Annotated in this window: 13 protein-coding genes; 7 read left to right on the top strand and 6 right to left on the bottom strand. The window is 63.2% G+C overall.

What is annotated here, in order from left to right; genetic code table 11:
- Nucleotides 1-30 precede the first annotated feature (30 nt).
- Both GRI55_RS01135 and rimO read right to left on the bottom strand, forming a co-directional pair.
- Nucleotides 31-2,397, bottom strand: a complete 2,367-nt coding sequence (locus GRI55_RS01135) for an EAL domain-containing protein (RefSeq protein ID WP_160765915.1) — start codon at nucleotides 2,395-2,397, stop codon at nucleotides 31-33.
- 240 nt (nucleotides 2,398-2,637) lie between these two features.
- Nucleotides 2,638-4,011 carry a 30S ribosomal protein S12 methylthiotransferase RimO gene (gene rimO, locus GRI55_RS01130; RefSeq protein WP_160765914.1) on the bottom strand — a complete coding sequence of 458 codons (1,374 nt, stop codon included), beginning with the start codon at nucleotides 4,009-4,011 and terminating at the stop codon, nucleotides 2,638-2,640.
- Between the two features lie 77 nt (nucleotides 4,012-4,088).
- On the opposite strand from rimO, the gene GRI55_RS01125 reads away from it, so the two are divergent.
- Nucleotides 4,089-4,487, top strand: coding sequence for a DUF1761 domain-containing protein (locus tag GRI55_RS01125; RefSeq protein WP_063511433.1), 399 nt, complete (start codon nucleotides 4,089-4,091; stop codon nucleotides 4,485-4,487).
- Nucleotides 4,488-4,490: 3 nt separating this feature from the next.
- Here GRI55_RS01125 and GRI55_RS01120 read toward each other — a convergent pair whose 3' ends face one another.
- From GRI55_RS01120 to serS, 3 genes are read right to left on the bottom strand one after another with little or no spacing between them, the layout of a single operon-like run.
- On the bottom strand, nucleotides 4,491-5,609 hold the full coding sequence (locus tag GRI55_RS01120; protein ID WP_160765913.1) for a potassium channel family protein: 1,119 nt from the start codon (nucleotides 5,607-5,609) through the stop codon (nucleotides 4,491-4,493).
- A 52-nt stretch (nucleotides 5,610-5,661) separates the two neighbouring features.
- The gene (surE, locus tag GRI55_RS01115) at nucleotides 5,662-6,426 is read right to left on the bottom strand and encodes a 5'/3'-nucleotidase SurE (RefSeq protein WP_160765912.1); all 765 of its coding nucleotides are present in this window, start codon (nucleotides 6,424-6,426) and stop codon (nucleotides 5,662-5,664) included.
- Entirely contained in the window at nucleotides 6,426-7,706 is a 1,281-nt protein-coding gene (gene serS / locus GRI55_RS01110; protein ID WP_160765911.1) for a serine--tRNA ligase, read from the bottom strand. The genes surE and serS overlap by 1 nt, the downstream gene beginning before the upstream one ends.
- A gap of 131 nt (nucleotides 7,707-7,837) precedes the next feature.
- On the opposite strand from serS, the gene GRI55_RS01105 reads away from it, so the two are divergent.
- Nucleotides 7,838-9,139: a sulfotransferase family protein gene (locus GRI55_RS01105; RefSeq protein WP_202392310.1), complete on the top strand. Its 1,302-nt coding sequence runs from the start codon at nucleotides 7,838-7,840 to the stop codon at nucleotides 9,137-9,139.
- A 54-nt stretch (nucleotides 9,140-9,193) separates the two neighbouring features.
- Here the strand turns inward: GRI55_RS01105 and GRI55_RS01100 are convergent, their stop codons facing one another.
- Nucleotides 9,194-11,527 carry a TonB-dependent receptor gene (locus GRI55_RS01100; RefSeq protein ID WP_160765910.1) on the bottom strand — a complete coding sequence of 778 codons (2,334 nt, stop codon included), beginning with the start codon at nucleotides 11,525-11,527 and terminating at the stop codon, nucleotides 9,194-9,196.
- A 127-nt stretch (nucleotides 11,528-11,654) separates the two neighbouring features.
- On the opposite strand from GRI55_RS01100, the gene GRI55_RS01095 reads away from it, so the two are divergent.
- The 5 genes from GRI55_RS01095 (at nucleotide 11,655) to GRI55_RS01075 (ending at nucleotide 19,505) form a co-directional block, all read left to right on the top strand.
- Nucleotides 11,655-12,266: a TetR/AcrR family transcriptional regulator gene (locus tag GRI55_RS01095; protein WP_156494010.1), complete on the top strand. Its 612-nt coding sequence runs from the start codon at nucleotides 11,655-11,657 to the stop codon at nucleotides 12,264-12,266.
- 60 nt (nucleotides 12,267-12,326) lie between these two features.
- Complete coding sequence (locus GRI55_RS01090; RefSeq protein ID WP_063506866.1) at nucleotides 12,327-12,578, top strand: hypothetical protein; 252 nt, start codon at nucleotides 12,327-12,329, stop codon at nucleotides 12,576-12,578.
- A 176-nt stretch (nucleotides 12,579-12,754) separates the two neighbouring features.
- Nucleotides 12,755-14,437, top strand: coding sequence for a BCCT family transporter (locus GRI55_RS01085; RefSeq protein ID WP_050600858.1), 1,683 nt, complete (start codon nucleotides 12,755-12,757; stop codon nucleotides 14,435-14,437).
- 375 nt (nucleotides 14,438-14,812) lie between these two features.
- On the top strand, nucleotides 14,813-17,461 hold the full coding sequence (locus GRI55_RS01080) for a TonB-dependent receptor (RefSeq protein ID WP_063506867.1): 2,649 nt from the start codon (nucleotides 14,813-14,815) through the stop codon (nucleotides 17,459-17,461).
- Between the two features lie 79 nt (nucleotides 17,462-17,540).
- Nucleotides 17,541-19,505 (top strand): tetratricopeptide repeat-containing sulfotransferase family protein, encoded by a 1,965-nt coding sequence (locus GRI55_RS01075; RefSeq protein WP_160765909.1) that lies wholly within the window; start codon nucleotides 17,541-17,543, stop codon nucleotides 19,503-19,505.
- Nucleotides 19,506-19,548: the final 43 nt, after the last annotated feature.

The raw sequence follows: 19,548 nt of genomic DNA, 5'->3' as shown, positions 1-19,548 counted from the left end.
AGTGCCATTAACCATGTATGTTTGTAAAGTCTAAACTATGTTTGATAACGTTTGCTCGGGGGCAAGCTCCTGATATTCAAGCAAATTGGATAATGAGAGGGGGCGCGAGAACGCGAACCCCTGAACCTGTTGGCAACCGGCTTCCTGTAGCATTGGGATATCCTGCGGGTTCTCGAGCCCTTCGGCGACGACAGTGATTCGGGCTCCGCGCCCCATGGCAGCGATACTGGCCACGATAGCGCGGGCCTTGGGATCCTTCGCAATATTCGCGACGAACATGCGGTCGATCTTGATCTCGTCGAACGGCAACTCGTAAAAGGCTTCGTAATTCGCGGCTCCAACGCCAAAGTCATCCATCGAGATCCGCACGCCGATAGAGCGCAATTCGTTGAGAATGGTCGCAGCTACTTCATGGTCCGAAATACGCGCGGTCTCGGTAATTTCCAATGTCAGGAAACAGGGATCGAAACGGGTGGCCTGCAGCACATTTCGCACGAGGCCGACCACTCGCATGTCGCTGAGCAGGGTGGCCGAAATATTGACCGACATGGAAATCATATGCCCGCGGAAATGCAGGAGTTGTCCGGCGGAACATGCGCTCTGCAGCACGTAGCGCGTGAGATGTTCCATCCGTCCGGCTTTTTCGCACTGCTGAATGAAATGCATTGGCGAGATAAAGCCGCGTGCCGGATCGTGCCAGCGGACCAGTGCCTCCACCCCGACGACTGCGTTTGACTGAAGGTCGATCTTGGGCTGATAGACGCAGTAAATCTCGCCTGCTTCCATCGCATCGTCGATGCGCGCCCGCAGCGAAATGTCCCACAGCAGGTCGGTTTGCGAACCGGTTTCGGCAATCGCAATCGGATTGTGCGCTTCGGAGGTTTCCTCTGCTGCAGCAACCGCAGCCGCCAATCGGGCAGAAGGGTCGCCTTCGACACCGGCGATGCCGAATGTGATGCCGACATCGACGGAAAATCCACCTACCTGGATCGGGGCGGCAAATATGGCGCGAAGCCCTTCGAGGTGCTCGACCACTGCATCGGTGTCATCGTTTGCGACATGCCAGCCGAGATGGTGGCCGTCGCTGTAAACGACCAAATTGCTATCGGCAGCGCGCAGCCGATCGACGAGTTTGAGCACGTAGCTGCCCTTGTCATCGGCCCTCAGTGTCTTAAGCACGCGCTCGTAGTTCTGAATCTTGGCGATGACGATGTGGCCATTGGTCACCGAGTCACGAATGAGCCGGGCTTCCAAAGCGCGCAGCTTCGCCAGCCCGGTTTCCTGATTGACCATTTCGACCCGACGTTTCCATCGCATTCTCGAGCGCAAAGCTGCATAGATCGCCAGAAAAGTCAGCGCGTACGAAAGCTCGAGACGAATGCCGATCTTCGCTGCCGCGTACAAAAGCGCCGGGGCAACGAGCACGGTCGCGGAATAGGCGACCCAGCGCTGTCTCCGAGCTCGGCTAAAGACTATTGAAATCAATAGAAGTGCCGCGAAGAAAGAGAGTACGATAGGCCCTCTCAAGCTTCCGGTATGTCCTGCCTTAAGCGATTCGCCCGCGTATATGTCAACGTAACTGACGGCCGCATCCATCTTGCGGGGCATTGGTTGCTGGCTACCAGCCACCAAGCCTGAGTGTCCGATTACGACAGTTTTTCCAGTAACTTCTGCGGCGAGCTCTGATAGGCTTCTAGCGTTACCCGACAGCTCATCGAGTTGAAGCGTGGGGATGCGATCGACGGCGAACCCGTAGTCCACCGAGAATGTTTCATTCGGGTTGCCTTCCACCCCTGCGATAGCGGCCCCAAGGGATCGCGTTACCCGCCCGTCGTTTTGATACGCATAATGCAGTCGCCATGCGAAACCGTACCAGTCGCGATCGGTTTGGTCAGAGACTACTCGGGTCGCGGGGCCAGCGATTGTCGGTGAAGTAGTACGACGAATTCTCTCGCCGGTCGGGCCCTCTAGTATCCGATCGACGAGGGATATCCGAGGACCCAAATCTGCAATCGCTCGAGCCAAGCGAGCGTCGGCGGCCGCGTTTTCTGAAGTGGAGAATGGAATGTCGAGAAAGACTTTCCCCACGCCCTGGCGATCGAGTTCGTCCAAAGCTGCTGCGACCCGAAAACGCGTCTGCGGGTTGTCGGTATCGTTCAGGGCTTCATTCGAAGAAACGAAGACAACGTCGCCAGTTGGGTTCCGGTCCGCTACGCGAGATTGGAAAAGCCATAAAAACTGGTCGATTGGTTGGAGCAGAAACACAGCGTAGAGCGCCAGACTGATCAGCGCCGCCCACAGGACGTGACGCAAGCGCTCGAACAGGCGACCGCTGAAAAGCGATCGTCCGCGGACGAGCACTGGCGCTGCCAGTCTTGAGATGCGTGTTTTACCCATTGAGCGCCCTTATGCCGCTCTTAGGTTTAAGAAAGATTTGATGCCGCAGCCGCGAAACCACGGCAAGCCAGCTTGCCAGCCGGTTGCGAAAGTAAATGAAACTCGAACGAGCGCCGTTAACGCTTGGCGGGGCAATAAGCCGCCGTCGGCCCGAGCGCGCCGAACTTATCGTTTAATCCGAAAGGTTTCCGCGCTTGCCGCCGCGCAGAAGCACGCGCGTCTAGCGGCGCCGCCGCGTTATCAGGCTACCGCGCCGAACAGGTCGTGCGCGTCACTGTCCTCAATTGAGACAGTTGCAATATCGCCAGCCGCGAGGCTCTGCGGGACGTTGCGCAAATAGACCGCGCCATCGATCTCGGGGGCGTCCGCCTGGCTGCGGCCGGTTGCCCCGATATCGCCATCCTCGTCGGGTTCGCCGACTTCGTCGATAATCACGGGAATGCGCGTCCCGACCTTGGCGGCCAGCTTGGCAGCGCTGATCCGCTCGGTAACTTCCATTACCCTTGCGTAACGCTCTTCCTTGACAGCCTCGGGCACCGGGTCGGGCAGGGTGTTGGCCCGCGCGCCTTCGACCGGTTCGAAGCGGAACGCGCCAACCCGGTCGAGCTGCGCCTCTTCGAGCCAGTCGAGCAGATATTTGAAATCGTCCTCGGTCTCGCCGGGGAAGCCGACCACGAAGCTGGAGCGGATCGCGATCTCGGGACAGATCTCGCGCCAGCCCTTCAGCCGTTCGAGCACCTTGGCTTCGTTTGCGGGGCGCCGCATCGCGCGCAGCACCTTGGGGCTCGCGTGCTGGAAGGGAATGTCGAGATAGGGCGTCAGCAGCCCTTCGGCCATCAGCGGTATCACCGCATCGACATGCGGATAGGGATAGACATAGTGCAGCCGCACCCACGGCGGGATGCCGCCGCCGATGTCGAGCTGGCCCAGTTCGCGGGCGAGGTCGGTCATATGCGCGCGGACGGGCTGGCCCTTCCACAGCCGTTCCTCGTGGCGCGTATCGACACCGTAGGCGCTGGTGTCCTGGCTGATGACCAGCAGTTCCTTCGTCCCCGCCGCAACCAGCTTCTCGGCTTCGCGCAGCACCGCGTCGATCCGGCGGCTGGCGAGCTTTCCGCGCAGGTCGGGAATGATGCAGAAGGCGCAGGAATGGTTGCAGCCCTCCGAAATCTTCAGGTAGCTGTAGTGGCGCGGGGTCAGCTTGATGTCGGGCTGGGGGATCAGGTCGACATAGGGCCCCTGGCTGGGCGGGGCGTGCGTATGCACTGCATCGACCACCTGTTCGTACTGATGCGCGCCGGTCACTGCCAGCACCTGCGGATGCGCGGCGCGGATCGCGTCGGCTTCTTCGCCCATGCAGCCGGTCACGATGACGCGGCCGTTCTCCGCGATCGCCTCGCCGATCGCCTGCAGGCTCTCTTCCTTGGCGGAATCGAGGAAGCCGCAGGTGTTGACCAGCACCACGTCGGCCCCGGCATAATCGGCGCTCATCGCATAGCCGTCGGCGCGCAACCGCGTGAGGATGCGCTCGCTGTCGACCAGTGCCTTGGGACAGCCGAGGGATACCATGCCGACCTTCTTCTGGTCGGGGATTGCGGTGGTGGTCGTGTTCATGATTGCGCGCGCCCCTACACGCGTAAGGCGATTTACGCTAGCTTCCTGCGCATCGAAAGGCGCGAGGGGTACGGGACATGGGCGAAATCAACTGGTTGGCGGTTCTGCTTGGGACGCTCGCATTCTTCGCGGTCGGCGCGCTCTGGTACGGGGTGCTGTTCGCCAAGGCCTGGCAAAAGGCTGCCGGCCTCAGCGACGAAAAGATCCGCAGCGGCAATCTCCCGCTGATCTTCGGGCTGACCTTCCTTGCCGAACTGGTGATAGCATTGACGCTGTGGCACGGGATCGCGCGCAGCGGCGCAAGCGACCGGGCCGTGATGATGATGGCGATCGGCTTCGGCGCCACGGTCATGGCCCCGGCGCTGGGGATCAATTACCTCTACTTGCGCAAGACGCTGCGCCACTTCCTGATCGACGCGGGCCATTTCATCGTCGGGATGGCAGCGATGGGCGGGGTGTTCCTGCTCTTCCGCTAGGGTTCAGTCGTCGCTCTGGTCGTCCCGGTCGTGGCCATCGCCCTTGGTTTCGCCATTGGTGGTCGGCACGATTTCTACCACGATGTCGCCGGTCTGCAGTTTCTGGCATTCGGCTTCCCAGAACCCCAGCGCCTTGCCGTCGCGATAGACGCGCAGGCCGCGCCCGCCCGTGTTCAGCTCGCCGATCGCCTTGCCGCACTCGGTCGCAGTGACCTCGCGCTCGACCAGCTGGACACGCCCCGACACACTGGCAAGATCGGCGAGGTAGTCGGCAATATGCTCGCCCTTGGCACTGCCGGCAAGCAGCAGCCCGGTAAAGCGGACCGGGTTGATGACGTTGTTCGCGCCCGCCTGCCGCGCGAGCGATTCGTTGTCGTCGGCGCGGACCACCGCGCTGATCGGAACATGCGGCGCGAGCGCGCGCACGGTCAGCGTGATCAGGATCGTGGTATCGTCGCGTCCTGCGGACACCAGCACGTTCTGTGCCTTGGCGATGCGAACCGCCTTCAGCGTCTGGTCGCGGGTGGCGTCCGCGGCCATGATGTTGCAGCCGAGCGCTTCGGCCTCGTGCAACCGGTCCTCGCTGGGGTCGATCACGACGATGCAGCTCGGGTCGGTGCCGCGTTCGATCAGCTCGCCGACCGCTTCCGAGCCGGAGATGCCGTAGCCGAGGACCACGATGTGATCCGATAGCTGTTCCTGGATGCGGGCCATCCGCCATTTCTCCCAGCTGCGCTTGATGATGAAGTTATAGGCCGTGCCGACGAAAATGAAGAACACCGCAAACCGGATCGGTGTCACGATCACTGCTTCGACCAGCCGTGCGCGATCCGAAATCGGGGCGATGTCGCCGAACCCCGTGGTGGTGATCGAGATCATGGTGAAATAGACCACGTCGAGGAAGCTGACCTCGCCGTCGAGATTGTCGACCAGCCCTTCGCGGTCCCACCAATGGACCATGATCACGATGAAGATGAGGAATAGCGCCGCGCCCAGCCGAATGCCGAGATCGCCCCATACGGGCAGTTTCACTGCACGGCGAAGGGGCTGGAAACGGGGCCCCCGATAAGTCCGCACCCGCGTGCTTGCGGCGATCCGGTCGACCTGTTTGTCGCTCCTCATGCCCGGCCTAGGTGCGCGCGGAAATCCGCAGGGTCAATAGCATAGCGTGCACTCAGCTCTCGTACCGGGCTGCCAGCGCGCCCAGCGACGAATGGTGGGTCAGGTCGAGCTGGAGCGGGGTCACTGCGATATAGCCATCGTCGACCGCTTCGAGATCGGTGCCATGGTCGAGCGTATGTTCGATCGCCTCGAGCCCGAACCAGTAATACTGGAAGCCGCGCGGGTCGCGGCCTTCGACGACCGTGCCGCGCGAATAGTCGTGGAACCCCTGCCGCACCGCGCGGATACCCTTGACCGCATCGGGCGCGATCGGGGGGAAGTTCACATTGACCAGCGTGCGCTTGGGCAGCGGCGTGTCGAGCAGCGGGCCCAGTACCTTGGCGCCCCATTCGGTCGCAGCGGCGAAGGCGGAGTGGCTGTTGCGGGTTTCCTTGGTATAGACCTGGCTCATCGCGATCGAGCGCACCCCCGCCAACGCACCCTCGATCGCCGCCGAGACCGTGCCCGAATAGGTAATGTCGTCGGCCAGGTTCGCGCCGCGATTGACGCCGGACAGGATCACGTCGGGCTGCGCCTCGATCACCTTGCGCAGGCCCATGGTTACTGCATCGGTCGGCGTGCCGGTCACCGAGAAACGGCGTTCGCCATGTTTGCGCAGGCGCACGGGGCGGGTGAGGGTGAGCGCATGGCCCATGCCCGACTGTTCCTCGTCGGGCGCGCAGATCCAGATATCGTCGGAGAACTGCCGCGCGATTTTCTCGAGCACCGCGAGGCCCGGGGCGTGGATACCGTCGTCATTGGTCAGAAGGATACGCATCAGGCTGCAGGCTCCAGTTTGGTGACACCGCCCATATAGGGGGCCAGCGCTTCGGGCACGGTGACGCTGCCATCGGCCTGCTGGTAGTTTTCCATCACCGCCACCAGCGTCCGGCCGACCGCGAGGCCCGAACCGTTGAGTGTATGGACGAACGCGGTCTTTTTCTCACCCTCGGGGCGATAGCGCGCATTCATCCGGCGGGCCTGGAAATCGCCCGTGTTCGAGCAGGAGGAAATCTCGCGATAGGCACCCTGGCCGGGCAGCCAGACTTCGAGGTCGTAGGTCTTGCGCGCGCCGAAGCCCATGTCGCCCGTGCACAGCAGCATGCGGCGATAGGGCAGCTCCAGCGCTTCGAGGATACCCTCGGCGCATTTGGTCATGCGCTCATGCTCCGCATCGCTGTCCTCGGGGAGGCAGATGCTGACCATCTCGACCTTTTCGAACTGGTGCTGGCGAATGAAGCCGCGTGTGTCGCGGCCCGCCGATCCCGCTTCGGAGCGAAAGCACAGCGTATGCGCGGTCAGCCGGATCGGCTGCGCGAGGTCGGGCAGGATGTCGCCTGCGACCGAATAGGTCAGCGGGACTTCGGAGGTCGGGACCAGCCAGCGATCATCGGTGGTACGGAAACTGTCCTCGGCGAACTTGGGCAGCTTGTCGGTGCCGTACATCGCCTCGTCACCCACCAGCACGGGCGGGTTGCATTCGGTATAGCCGTTCTCGCGCGTCTGCTTGTCGAGCATGAACTGCGCCAGCGCGCGGTGGAGGCGTGCGATGTCGCCGCGCAGGAAGGTAAAGCGCGCGCCCGACAGCTTGGTGCCGGTTTCGAAATCCATTCCCAGCGCGGGGCCGATATCGGCATGTTCGCGGGGTTCGAAATCGAAACTGCGCTTCTCGCCCCATTGCGCGATTTCGACATTGTCGCTCTCGTCCGCGCCGTCGGGCACATCGGCCGCGGGGAGGTTTGGCAAAGTCGCCAGCAGATGGTCGAGCTCTGCCGCCGCAGCGCGTTCGGCCTCTTCCCATTCGGGCATCGAGGTCTTGATCTCGGCGACTTCGGCCTTGAGCGCCTCGGCCTTGTCCTTATTGCCCTGACCCATTGCCTGGCCGATCGCTTTCGACGCTTCGTTGCGGCGGCTCTGCGCCTGCTGGACCCTGGTTGTCGCCTCGCGCTTGTGCGCGTCGAGCGCGATGATGCGGTCGGCCACCGGTTCGGCCCCGCGGCGGGCGAGGGCGGCGTCGAATTCCTGCGGATTGCTGCGGATGTAAGCGATGTCGTGCATGGCGCGGCCTATGCCTTTTCGCTTCCCGCTTGGCCAGCCACTTCCCGCGGGGCGACCTTGTCCTTTTGCGGGCACCGCATTAGGCCCCGGACGTTCAGGGGGACATCGAAGAGCTTGAAAGGGCTGCCAGCTTGAACGACCAGCCGATCCAGCCGCCGCGCCGCACGCGCTTTATCGATATTGCGGACGGGGTGATCCGGGGCGGACGCAAGCTGGGGGTGTTCGGCCCTCCGCGCCTCGACAAGGATGCCCTGCTGGAAGAAGCGGCAGCGGCCACGGGGCTCAACGATTTCGGCGACCGCTGGTTCGAAAAGCCCTTCGAGGTGCTGCTCGACAGCGTGAAGCACGAAGCGCAGCTCAACGCGGCGGGCGAATTTTCCGCCACGAAGATGTTTCACCACGTGCTGCGCGACCGGCTCTACACGCAGATGTGGTTCAAGCGACACCCGGAAATCCTCGCCCGCCCGCTTAAGAACCCGGTGGTTATCGTCGGCCCGATGCGATCGGGTACCACGCGGCTTCATCGCCTGCTCGCAGCCGACCAGCGCTTTGCCCATCTCCGCAGTTTCGAAACGATCAGCCCGGTGCCCCGGCCCGAGTTCGAGCAGGTGCTCGCCGGCGAGGCGGAGGATTTCCGGCCCAAGCTGGCCGCGCGCATTCTGAAGGTCGCGCGGCTCGCCAATCCGCGCACGCTCTCGATCCATCCGACCGGCGCCTATGAGCCGGAGGAGGAACTCGGCCTCGTTGCCGCGTCGATGTACGGCATGAAGTGGGAAGCTCAGTGGAATGTGCCGTCCTATGCCGAATGGTGCCACGAGGAGAGCGCCATTCCCGCCTATCGGCACATGGCCAACCTGCTGCGGCTGATCGGCTGGTCGCAGCAGGAAAGTTCGCTGCGCCCGTGGATCCTCAAGACCCCGCAGCACATGCTCGACCTGCCCGCACTGCTCGAGGTCTTCCCCGATGCACGGCTGATCTTCACCCACCGCGATCCCAAGCAGGTGGTCGGCAGCGCTGCCTCGCTCGCCTGGAACCAGACCATTATCTATTCGGATCACAACGATCCCGCGCAGACCGGCCACGACTGGCTGGGCAAGACCGCGACCATGATCGCCCGGATGCGCGCGGCGCGCGACGCGATCCCGCGCGAAAGGATGATCGATGTCCAGTACGAGGACATGGAAACCGACTGGCGCGGCACGATGGAGCGCGTCTACCGCTTCCTCGATCTCGAGATGGAACCCGCGGTCGCGGGGATGGAAGACTATCTCGACCGTTCGGCCCGGCTCAAGCGGCACCCGCATCGCTACAGCCTCGCCGAGTTCGGCCTGCGCGAAGACGAGGTGAACGAACGGTTCGCCGATTACACCGAAACCTTCGGCATACCGGTTGGCGCACCCACCGCGGCGGCACGCACGCGGCTCGCCAAATAGCCATGCGAAAGGGGCGGGGTACGCAGACCCCGCCCCTCTTGTAATTGCGGTCGCTCAGTAGCTGAAGGTGAGCGTGGCGAAGACCTGCCGCGGGTTGCCGTAGAATGCCGTCAGCGTGCCTTCTGGCCCGAGCGTCGGGACGGGAAAACCGTTGGCGCCATTGACTATGTCGCCGGTCACCGGGTCGGTCGCAACGAAGGTGTAGCCGCTGGTCTTGTATTCCTTGTCGAGCAGGTTCTTCCCGTAAACGCCCACGCTCCAGCGATCGCCGGGGGCACTGTAGACGATGCTCGCATCGAGCAGCGCGTAGCCGCCTTGGTCGAGATAGGGGTTGGGGATTTCGAACTGGCTGGTCTTGCTGCGATAGGACAGCGTCGTTCCCAGATAGAGATCGCCCGGTCCCACGGGCGTATCGTAGCTGGCCGTGATGCTGCCGGTTACCTCTGGCGTGTTCTGGACGACGCGGAATGCGGCGACATCGGTCGGGGTGTTGCCGATATTGGTGATGTATTCGTCGTATTGCGCATCGATATAGCCCAGCGAACCGGCAAGGCCGAAGCCGCCGCCGAAACGGGCGCTGGCTTCCAGTTCGAGCCCCTTGAACGTCGCCTTGCCGGCATTCGACACCACGCCGCAGAAGCTGGGCAGGCCGCCCACTTCGCACGCGACGGAACCCGGAATCTGTACGTCGGTGTAGTCGGCATAGAAGGCTGCGGCAGCGATGTTGAAAATGCCGAGATTGCCCTTGTAGCCGATCTCGTAGCTGTCGACCTCTTCGGGGGAGAAGCTGAGGAAGGCGGCGACTTCCGCATCGGTTGGTGCGCCCGGTGTGGCCGCCGGGGCGTTGGTGCCGACCCCGCGGGGGTCGAAGCCGCCGCCCTTGAAGCCCTTCGAATAGCTGGCGTAGATATTGTGGTCGGGCGTCGGCATGAAACTGAGCGAAGCCCGCGGGGTGAATTTCTTGAACTGCCGGCTACCCTGAAAATCGGTGCTCGCCGCTCCGAAGGGCACACCCGCGCCGCCGAATTCGGGCGAACCGCCGCCGAGATAGTTCTGCCGCAGGATTTCGGCGCTGCGTTCATCCCAAGTGTAACGACCGCCGAGAGACAGGCTGAGCTGATCGGTCAGATCGTAGGTGAGATCGCCGAAGATGGCATAGGTTTCGGTGTCGACATTTGCCTGTGTGAACGCGGTCAGCCCGGCGAAAGTGGTGAAGATGCGGACATCGAACAGAGTGTCCGCCTTCGCGTCGAGATAGTAGAATCCGAGCAGGCCGGCGAACGCGCCGCCATCGTCCCACAGCAGCTGGAATTCCTGGCTGATTTGCTCGTTGAGGTAAGCGCCGGGCACATCGAGATCGACCGCCGGAAGCGCATCGAAATCGATCGGCGAATAGCTGTCGTCCTTGCGCCAGGCGGATATCGACCGCAGCGTCAGCGCGCTGCTCAATTCGACTTCGGCATGCATCGCCAAGCCGTAGGATTCCACTTCCTGTTCGGGATCGTTGAGCGCTCCGCGCGTGTCGAAGACATTGTCGAGCACGGGCGCGCCGGATACCAGCCCGGGGATCAACCGGTGGCCACCACGCGGATCGCTGCTGTCCTTGGTATAGTCCCCCTGGATCCGGATGAAGGCAGGTTCGCCATAGCCGCCCACCTCCAGGCTCATACGGCCGCCCCAGATATCCTTGTTGTAGTTTTCGAGGCCCGTGGTGAGATTGTCACCGAAACCGCCCCGCGAAAGCCGCGCAACCGAGCCGCCGACGCGGACCAGGTCGCTGATCGGTGCCGAAGCGGTGATCACGCCTTCGGCCTGGTCGTAAGTGCCATAGGTAGCGCGAACGCGCACCGAGGGATCCTGCGGCAGGCGGCGCGTGACGTATTTTACGGCCCCGCCGATCGTGTTGCGGCCATAGAGCGTGCCCTGCGGCCCGCGCAGCACCTCGATGCGCTCGACATCGTAGATATCCAGCACCGCGGCCTGCGGCCGGTTGAGATAGACGTCGTCGAGATAGATGCCGACGCCCTGCTCGAACCCCGAAACGGGGTCCTGTTGGCCGATGCCGCGGATAAAGGCCGACAGCGTCGAATTGGTGGCTCGGCTGGCCTCCAGCGTGACGTTGGGTACGCTCTGCCCGACATCGGTGATGTCCAGCGCGCCGCGCCGTGAAAGCTCTTCGCCGCTGATCGCGGTGACCGCCACCGGCACCTCGACCAGTCGCTCCTCACGCCGGCGTGCGGTGACGATGATGACATCCTCTGCAGCCGTCGCCGGCGCAGCCTCCAGCGGCTCCGTGTCGGCGGACTGAGCCTGCGCAGGGGCCGCGCCAAGCGCCGCGGTCGCCGCACCGCACAGCAGGCTGGCGGTAAGAATCTGTGTCGGACGCATTTCGGTTTCTCCCTCCCGATTGTCTTATGCAGCAAGCTGATACTGAAACCTGAACCACCTTTCAAGTTTGTTGTTGCGCGGAGGATGCGATTTGCTAGGCAAGCAATCTATTCGAAGGGGGCGAACAGTGGCCGCAACGCACAGCCAGGGCGACAAGACGCCGCGTACCGAGCGGGGCCGAAAGACCTTGCGCAAACTGCTCGATGCGGCTGCGACCGAATTCGCCGAGAAGGGATTTCACGAAGCCTCGATCAGCGGAATAACCCGCAGTGCCGGCGTCGCCCTTGGCACTTTCTATACCTATTTCGACAGCAAGGATGCGGTCTTCCGTGCGCTCGTATCGGATATGAGCGCGGGTGTCGGGAAGGCTGCGCGCGAGGCGCTCGACCCGTCGATGGGGGCGCTGGAGATCGAGCGGGTGGCACTGCGCGCCTTTCTCGAGTTCGCTGCCGAGCATAAGGAGATCTACCGGATTATCGACGAGGCCGAATTCGTCGATCCGGACAGCTACCGCGCACATTACGAGACCATCGGCTCGAGGATCGAAGAGCGCCTGAAGCTGGGCGGTGAGAGCGGCGAGTTCGCGCCGGGGCTGGGGACGCCCGAGGCCTGGGCCGTGATGGGCATGAACGTTTTCCTGGGCCTGCGCTACGTCATCTGGGGCCGCGAAGGCGATCCGGACTTCGAAGAAATCGCGCGCCGGGCCAACATGTTGCTGACCCGGGGCATCGCCAGCTAGCTCCTGCGATCGCGGAACCGCGGGCGTGCGGGGCCGTTGGTCTGGCAAAGGAGATACAATATGATCGGCAAGGTAATCGGAGCATTCGTCGGCGACAGGCTCGCCAAGCAGACCGGCGGCATTGGCGGCGCCAGCGGCGCGGCACTGGGTGTCGTCGCCACGACAGTCCTGCGGCGCATGAGCCTGCCCGCAATGCTGGCCCTGGGCGTCGGCGGCTATGTCGCCAAGCGCGTCCTCGACAAGCGCGAGGAGGGCAGCGACAGTGCTTCCCCGCCTAAGACTTCGACGGCTCCGGCGACCAAGGCCGCCTAGGCCGAAGTCGCAGCGAAGCGCGCAAAAGGGCTGTCCCGGAAGGGGCAGCCCTTTTGCTATCAGGGGAACAACGGGTTTGCATATCGCCGAACCCTTTCTATGGTCGCTCCAGGGATTCCCCCCAAAAAGTCAGACAAAATCGCGCCGCACCCCGGTGCGCTTGCGCAGGAGACGACATGCCAGCAGAGCCCGATCACCCAATCGATCCTCCGCTGATAGACTTACCCATCAAGACCGCGTCGCGCGGCTTTTACGACGGCTTCAGCCGCGAGGTCACGATCCCGTCGAAGGTGATCGTCTCCCTCCTGATCATGTGGGCGATCTTCTTCCCGGTCAGCGCCAGCGAAACACTGTCTGCGGCCAATTCGAGCATCATCGCCACCTTCTCCGGCTGGTACGTTTACCTCGTCGCTTTCCTGATGTTCACCTGCTTCGTGCTCGCGCTGTTCCCTCAATCGGGTACGCTGCGGATAGGCAATCCGGGTGAAAAGCCCGAGTTCGGTCGCTTCTCCTGGTTTGCCATGCTGTTCGGCGCGGGCATCGGCATCGGCATGCTCACCTATTCGACCGGCGAACCGCTGGCGCACTTCTCGAACAATCCGGACATCATCCGCGGCTTGGTGGACGCGCGGACCGCCGAAGCGGTGCGTCCGGCCTATATCTACACCTTTCTCCACTGGGGCTTTGCAGCCTGGGGCACCTATGCGCTGGTCGGCCTGGCGATTGGCTATGTCGCCTATCGCCGCAATCTGCCGCTGACGATCCGTTCGGCGCTCGCGCCGCTGTTCGGCCTGCGCCTGTCGGGCGTCTGGGGGCATCTGGTCGATATCGTGGCCGTAGTGGCGACGATCCTGGGCGTCGCGGTTACCATGGGGATCGGCGTGGAGCAGTTCGTCATGGGTCTCGCCCGGCTGGGTGTGGGCGACTGGCTGCTGGATCCGGACGGTTCTTCCTCGATCGCGGCGGTCATCCTGTCGCTGCTGGTTCTCGTCGGGGCTTCGACGATAAGCGCGCTTTCGGGCGTGGGCCGCGGGATCAAATGGCTCTCGAACCTAAATATGGGGCTGTCTTTCGCCTTGCTTGCCCTGTTCGCAATCGTCGGCTCGGCGTTCGGCGGCCTCAAGTTGCTGGGCGTGGGCGTGTGGGATTACCTGCGCACGCTGGTGCCCAACTCGCTGACGCTGTTCGACGCAGGCGGCGAATTCGGGGATGCGCTGGTGCAATGGCAGCTCGACTGGTCGGTGTTCTACTGGGCCTGGTGGATTGCCTTCGCCCCCTTCGTCGGCATGTTCATCGCGCGCATTTCGCGCGGGCGCACCATCCGGGAGTATGTGTTCGGCGTGGTGCTGGTGCCGTCGCTGATGTGTTTCTTCTGGATGGCCATGGTCGGGGGAACCGCGATCGATCTCGAACTGAGCGGCGCCGCGCAGGGGAGCATCGTCAATGCAGCGATGTCGGACCAGCTCTTCGCGACGCTGGCCGTCCTGCTCGATCCGGCTGTCGCCGCAGTCGTGTCGGGCCTCGTCGTCCTTCTGTTGATGACCTATCTCATCACCTCCGCCGACAGCGCGATCCTCATCGTCAACACGATCAATGGGGCCGGGGAAAGCGAAAGCGAGCGCAACCATCACATCCTGTTCTGGGGTGTGGCGCTGGCCTTCGTCGTCGGCAGCATGCTGATCCTCGGGGGCATCGATGCGATCCGCATAACAATGATCATCGGGGCGCTGCCATTCAGCTTTGTCGTCGCCATCATGGGGGTCGCGATCCTCAAGGCGGTGATTTACGACCTGTTCCGCAAGCACCATGGCGTGCCGACCACGGCCCAGGGATGCGCGGAAGCGGCCGAGGGCAAGTAACGCGCGCACTAATGCGCCGCCTTCTTGGCGGGGCCCAGCAGTGCAGTCTGGCCGTCATTTGAATGGCACTTGGTCATCCAATAGTACCGTGAGAACTGCATTTGAATAGAACAAGTCCAAAAAATGAATATTTGCTTCATACATGGGCTGTTCTGGAAGTAACGCGGGACGAAGATTTGAATGTTGTTTTGATGCAACAGCCCTGCGGTTAATCTTGCGCAGCGGCCCGCTGGACGGTGGCCGCCTTTCCTTCGCCTTGTTATTGGCTCCCGAGGCGACGGTTCCCCAGTGAATTCGCGCCCGTCTTTTTGCCAGCCGGACCCTGGTCTGTGAGCCGGCACCCGAGCATTAATCGAGAATGAGGGAATCCCCGACATGAAATATCTCGTCAGCGGCGCGTCGCTTGGCGCGCTGGCTATCGCAACCGCAGCGCCCGTGGCCGCGCAGGACGTGGCTCCTGCAGCCGAACAGCGGCAGGGCGGCGTCAACGTCATCATCGTGACCGCGCAAAAGCGCAGCGAAGACCTGCAGGATGTTCCCGTGTCGGTTTCGGCGATCGGTGAAGAAGGGCTCGAAGAGCTCGCCATCGACACCTTCGAGGATTACCTCGAACAGCTGCCGACCGTGACAGCAGGCGGCAGCGGGCCGGGCCAGAACACCATCTACATCCGCGGCCTGGCCTCGACCACGCCCAATCTAACCACCGCCGGTGTCGCCGGCCTCGCGCCCAACGTCGCGATGTATCTCGACGAACAGCCGCTCGCACAGCCGGGCCGCAACCTCGACGTCTATGCCGCCGACCTTGCGCGGATCGAAGTGCTGTCGGGACCGCAGGGTACGCTGTTCGGTGCCAGTTCGCAGGCGGGCGTCGTTCGCCTGATCACCAACAAGCCCGATCTCGGCGGCTTCGATGCGGGCGTGAATGCCGGCGTGTCCTTCACCAAGGGCGGCGAAACCAGCTACAAGGCCGATGCGATGATCAACGTGCCGGTCACCGACACATTCGGTCTGCGCGGGGTCTTCTATCTCGACGACCAGGGCGGTTACATCGACAATGTCGCCGGCACCCGCAACGCCAGCGAAAGCGCGCGCTTCCGCCCGGCCGGGACCGTCCGTTCGAACGGCGTGCCCGTCAGCCCGCTGCGCGGCGGCTTCCAGGCCGGCGCCGACCTATCGAACGTGAACTTCATCAATGCCGACAACGCCGGCATGGTCGAAGACGATTTCAACGACACGCAATATGCCGGCTTCCGTGCGACCGCGCTGTGGGAAGTCACGCCCGACTGGACGGTGACGGTCGCGCATTCGCGCCAGAGCGTCGAAAGCGATGGCGTGTTCTTCGCCGATCCCGAACTCGGCGGCCTCGATGACCTCGAGATCCAGCGCTACGAGGAAGACCGCCTCGAAGACGATTTCTCGAACACCAGCTGGACGGTCGAGGGCCGGCTGGCGATGCTCGATGTCGTCTATACCGGCGCCTACACCGATCGTGAGACCGAACAGCGCGTCGACTATTCCGACTATCTCTTCGTCGGCCAGTACCTGCCGTATTACATCTGCGACGGCAGCGTCAGCTATCCCGGTGCCGGCAACGATCCCAGCGGCACCTGCCAGGCACCCAATCTCTATGTGACCTCGGCCAGCAAGACGACCGTGTTCACGCAGGAACTGCGCTTCAGCACGCCGGCGGAAAACCGCTGGCGCGTGACCGCAGGCGGTTTCTATTCGGATCTCGAACTGCAGGAACGCAACGACTTCGCTTATCCGGGCAATGTCCTCGCGCAGCCCTTCGGCCCGTTTGCGCCGAACTTCCCGCAGGACGGCTTCACCAGCGCCCCGGGTCCGTTCCCGGCCGACACGATCTTCCGCAACGACATCCGTCGTACCGATGAACAGTTCGGCATTTTCGGCGAAGCCAGCTTCGACATCGTACCCGACTTGCTGACAGTCACGCTCGGCGCGCGGTATTACGACATCGAAGTCGATTTCGAAGGCAGCGCGAACGGCAGCTTCTGCAACAGCGGCGCGGCTACCGATGCCAACGCCTTCGGTACCGATCTCAACGATCTGTACGACGGTGACGGCGAATACACCTTCATCGGTTCGTGCGACGCTTCGCTGCGCCAGACCTTCGACCTGAACGACAGCCTGGCCGATATCCAGGCTGCGGGCCTGACCCCCACGCAGGCGCAGCAGGTCTTCAACGCAGTGCGCGCTCCCGATGCGGCGAAGACCGACGGGTTCATCTACAAGGGCACGGTTACCGTGACCCCGACGCAGGACCTGCTGTTCTACGCGACCTATTCGGAAGGTTTCCGTCCGGGCCTGCTCAACCGTCCGGGCGGCGCGACCAATGGTGCCGGCTTCACCGTCCCGTTCGAACTCGAGACCGACGAGGTCAAGAACTACGAACTGGGCTGGAAGCTCGATCTCGCCGATGGTCAGGTGCGTTTCAACGGCAGCGCCTTCTATGTCGACATCAGCCGGCTGCAGACCACCATCTTCGACCCCTCGATCACCAATCTCTTCTTCTCGGCCAACGCCGCGGATGCAGAGATCAAGGGCGTGGAAGCGGACTTCACCTTCGCGCCCTATTCGGCGCCGGGTCTGACCGTTGCAGGTGCATTCTCGATCCTCGACACCGAGATCACCGAAGTGCTGATCCCGACCAACGATGTCGTCGCGGGTTCGGACCTCGCATTCGCCCCGTCCTTCCAGGGCAATTTGCGCGTGCGCTACGAATGGGACCTGTCCGATACGCTGGAAGCCTATGTCCAGCCGCAGGTCAGCTATTCGGCGTCGAAATTCACCGATGTGGTCGAAATCAACAAGCTCGAGCTCGACAGCTACACCGTCGTGGATTTCGCTGCCGGCGTCATGTCGAACAACTGGAAGTTCGAAGTCTTCGGCGACAATCTGTTCGACGAACGCGCGCAGATCTCGGGCAATTACGTCAACGACCGTGCGCGGATCACCACCAACCGTCCGCTGACGGTCGGTTTCCGGGTCGGCTACGACTACTGATCCGGTTCACCGGGAAACAGGACGGCGGGGGCGAACACGGGTTCGCCTCCGCCGTTTTCCTTTGTAAGGGTCGCAGGCAATGACGACACGCGACGACAGATTGGCGCAGGCGCAGAAGGCGCTGCAGGCAGGCTACTTCGAGAAAGGAATGGCGCTCGCTGCCGCGCTGGTGGACGAGGATCCGGGCGACAGCGAAGCGCTCTACATGGCCGCCGTCGCCGCGCGCTATCTCAAGCGCTTCGTCGAGGCCGAACGGCACCTTGCGGCGTTGCACGCGGCGATGCCCGAATACGGGCGCGCATGGCAGGAGGCAGGGCATCTCGCCCGTGCGCAGGGCGACAGGGCCGCTGCAATTGCGGCCTTCGGCCGTGCCACACGGTTCAATCCCGCGCTCGAAGCCAGCTGGCGCGCGCTGGCCGAGCTGGAACAGGCGGCCGGTCGCCCAACCGCCGCCGAAGCGGCGCGCGCACAGGCCGAGCGTGTCGCCCGCCTGCCGCGCGAACTGGTCGCGGTGATGCACCATCTTCACGAGGGCCGACTGCTGCGCGCGGAGGAGATCTGCCGCCATTTCCTGCGCGCCAACCCGCGCAATGTCGAAGGCATGCGATTGCTGGCCCAGATCGGCATCAAGCTGGGCATTCTCGATGACGCCGAATTCCTGCTCGACAGCGCCAGGGCTTTCGAGCCCGACAACATCCAGGTCCGGCTCGACTATATCGACGCGCTGCGGCGCCGCCAGAAATTTGCTCAGGCGCGGACCGAGGCCGAAGCCCTTCATGCGCGCGATCCCGAAAACCCGCTGTTCCAGTCGCATCTGGCGATCGAAAGCATGCAGACGAGCGACTACGACCGGGCCTTCGAATTGTTCGATGCCATTCTTGCCAAGCTACCCGGCGATCCGGCGACGCTCACCAGCAAGGGCCACGCGCTCAAGACCACCGGGGCGCAGGAAGACGCGGTGGCCAGCTATCAGGCCGCCATTGCTGGCAAGCCTGACCATGGCGATGCGTGGTACGCACTGGCGAACCTCAAGACCTATCGCTTCACCGAGGATGAAATCGTGCGCATGCGCGAACAGGCCGGGCGGCCCGACCTTGCCTTCATGGACCGCGTCCACCTGTCTTTCGCGCTGGGCAAGGCGCTCGAAGATCGTGCCGACTACGCCGACAGTTTCGCGCATTACGAACGCGGCAATGCGCTGAAACGGGCGCAGACCCGGTACAGCGCCGACGCCATGACTGCGGAGCTGGCGAAGCAGCGCGAGCTGTGCACTGCCGATCTCTTCGCCAGGCATGCCGGCAGCGGGCACGATGCGCCCGATCCGATCTTCATTGTGGGTCTCCCACGCGCGGGATCGACCTTGCTCGAACAGATCCTCGCCAGTCACAGCCAGGTGGACGGTACGCTGGAACTGCCCAATATCCTAGCGCTGGCGCACCGCCTGCGCGGGCGCAAGGCCGGCCAGTCACGCTATCCCGAAATCCTGCACGACCTCGGCAGCGACCAGCTCGCTGCCTTTGGCGCGAAGTTCATCGAGGATACGCAGGTTCACCGGCAGAACGCGCCGTTCTTCATCGACAAGATGCCGAACAATTTCCGCCACATCGGCCTGATCCACCTGATCCTCCCCAATGCCAAGATCATCGACGCGCGCCGCGCGCCGCTCGACTGCTGTTTCTCGGGCTTCAAGCAACTCTTCGCCGAGGGGCAGGAGTTCACCTACGGCCTCGCCGAGGTCGGACGCTATTACGCCGATTATGTCGATCTGATGGATCACTGGGACACGGTGCTGCCGGGAAAGGTGCTGAGGGTGCAGCACGAAGACGTGCTCGATGACCTCGAAGGCCAGACCCGGCGGATGCTCGATTACCTCGGCCTGCCGTTCGAGGAGCAGTGTCTCGAGTTCCACAAGACCCGCCGGGCAGTACGCACGGCAAGCAGCGAACAGGTCCGGCGACCGATCAACCGCAGCGGGCAGGACGCCTGGAAGCCCTACGATCCATGGCTCGCACCGCTACGCGAAGCGCTGGGCCAGCACGGCTGAGCCGGATTTGCGGCGGGGATCGATCCGATAGCGTCTGGCGGAA

Source organism: Qipengyuania citrea, assembly GCF_009828015.1.
In the GTDB taxonomy this organism is placed as follows: Bacteria; Pseudomonadota; Alphaproteobacteria; order Sphingomonadales; family Sphingomonadaceae; genus Qipengyuania; species Qipengyuania citrea.
This window is presented reverse-complemented; position numbering and strand designations above follow the sequence as displayed.

Bases quoted from the DNA above. Each gene is read 5' to 3' on its own strand.
- rimO (WP_160765914.1), bottom strand. From the start codon at position 4,011: ATGAACACGACCACCACCGCAATCCCCGACCAGAAGAAGGTCGGCATG.
- GRI55_RS01075 (WP_160765909.1), top strand. From the start codon at position 17,541: ATGACGACACGCGACGACAGATTGGCGCAGGCGCAGAAGGCGCTGCAG.
- GRI55_RS01080 (WP_063506867.1), top strand. From the start codon at position 14,813: ATGAAATATCTCGTCAGCGGCGCGTCGCTTGGCGCGCTGGCTATCGCA.
- GRI55_RS01090 (WP_063506866.1), top strand. From the start codon at position 12,327: ATGATCGGCAAGGTAATCGGAGCATTCGTCGGCGACAGGCTCGCCAAG.
- GRI55_RS01120 (WP_160765913.1), bottom strand. From the start codon at position 5,609: ATGAGGAGCGACAAACAGGTCGACCGGATCGCCGCAAGCACGCGGGTG.
- GRI55_RS01100 (WP_160765910.1), bottom strand. From the start codon at position 11,527: ATGCGTCCGACACAGATTCTTACCGCCAGCCTGCTGTGCGGTGCGGCG.
- serS (WP_160765911.1), bottom strand. From the start codon at position 7,706: ATGCACGACATCGCTTACATCCGCAGCAATCCGCAGGAATTCGACGCC.
- GRI55_RS01135 (WP_160765915.1), bottom strand. From the start codon at position 2,397: ATGGGTAAAACACGCATCTCAAGACTGGCAGCGCCAGTGCTCGTCCGC.
- GRI55_RS01125 (WP_063511433.1), top strand. From the start codon at position 4,089: ATGGGCGAAATCAACTGGTTGGCGGTTCTGCTTGGGACGCTCGCATTC.
- surE (WP_160765912.1), bottom strand. From the start codon at position 6,426: ATGCGTATCCTTCTGACCAATGACGACGGTATCCACGCCCCGGGCCTC.
- GRI55_RS01085 (WP_050600858.1), top strand. From the start codon at position 12,755: ATGCCAGCAGAGCCCGATCACCCAATCGATCCTCCGCTGATAGACTTA.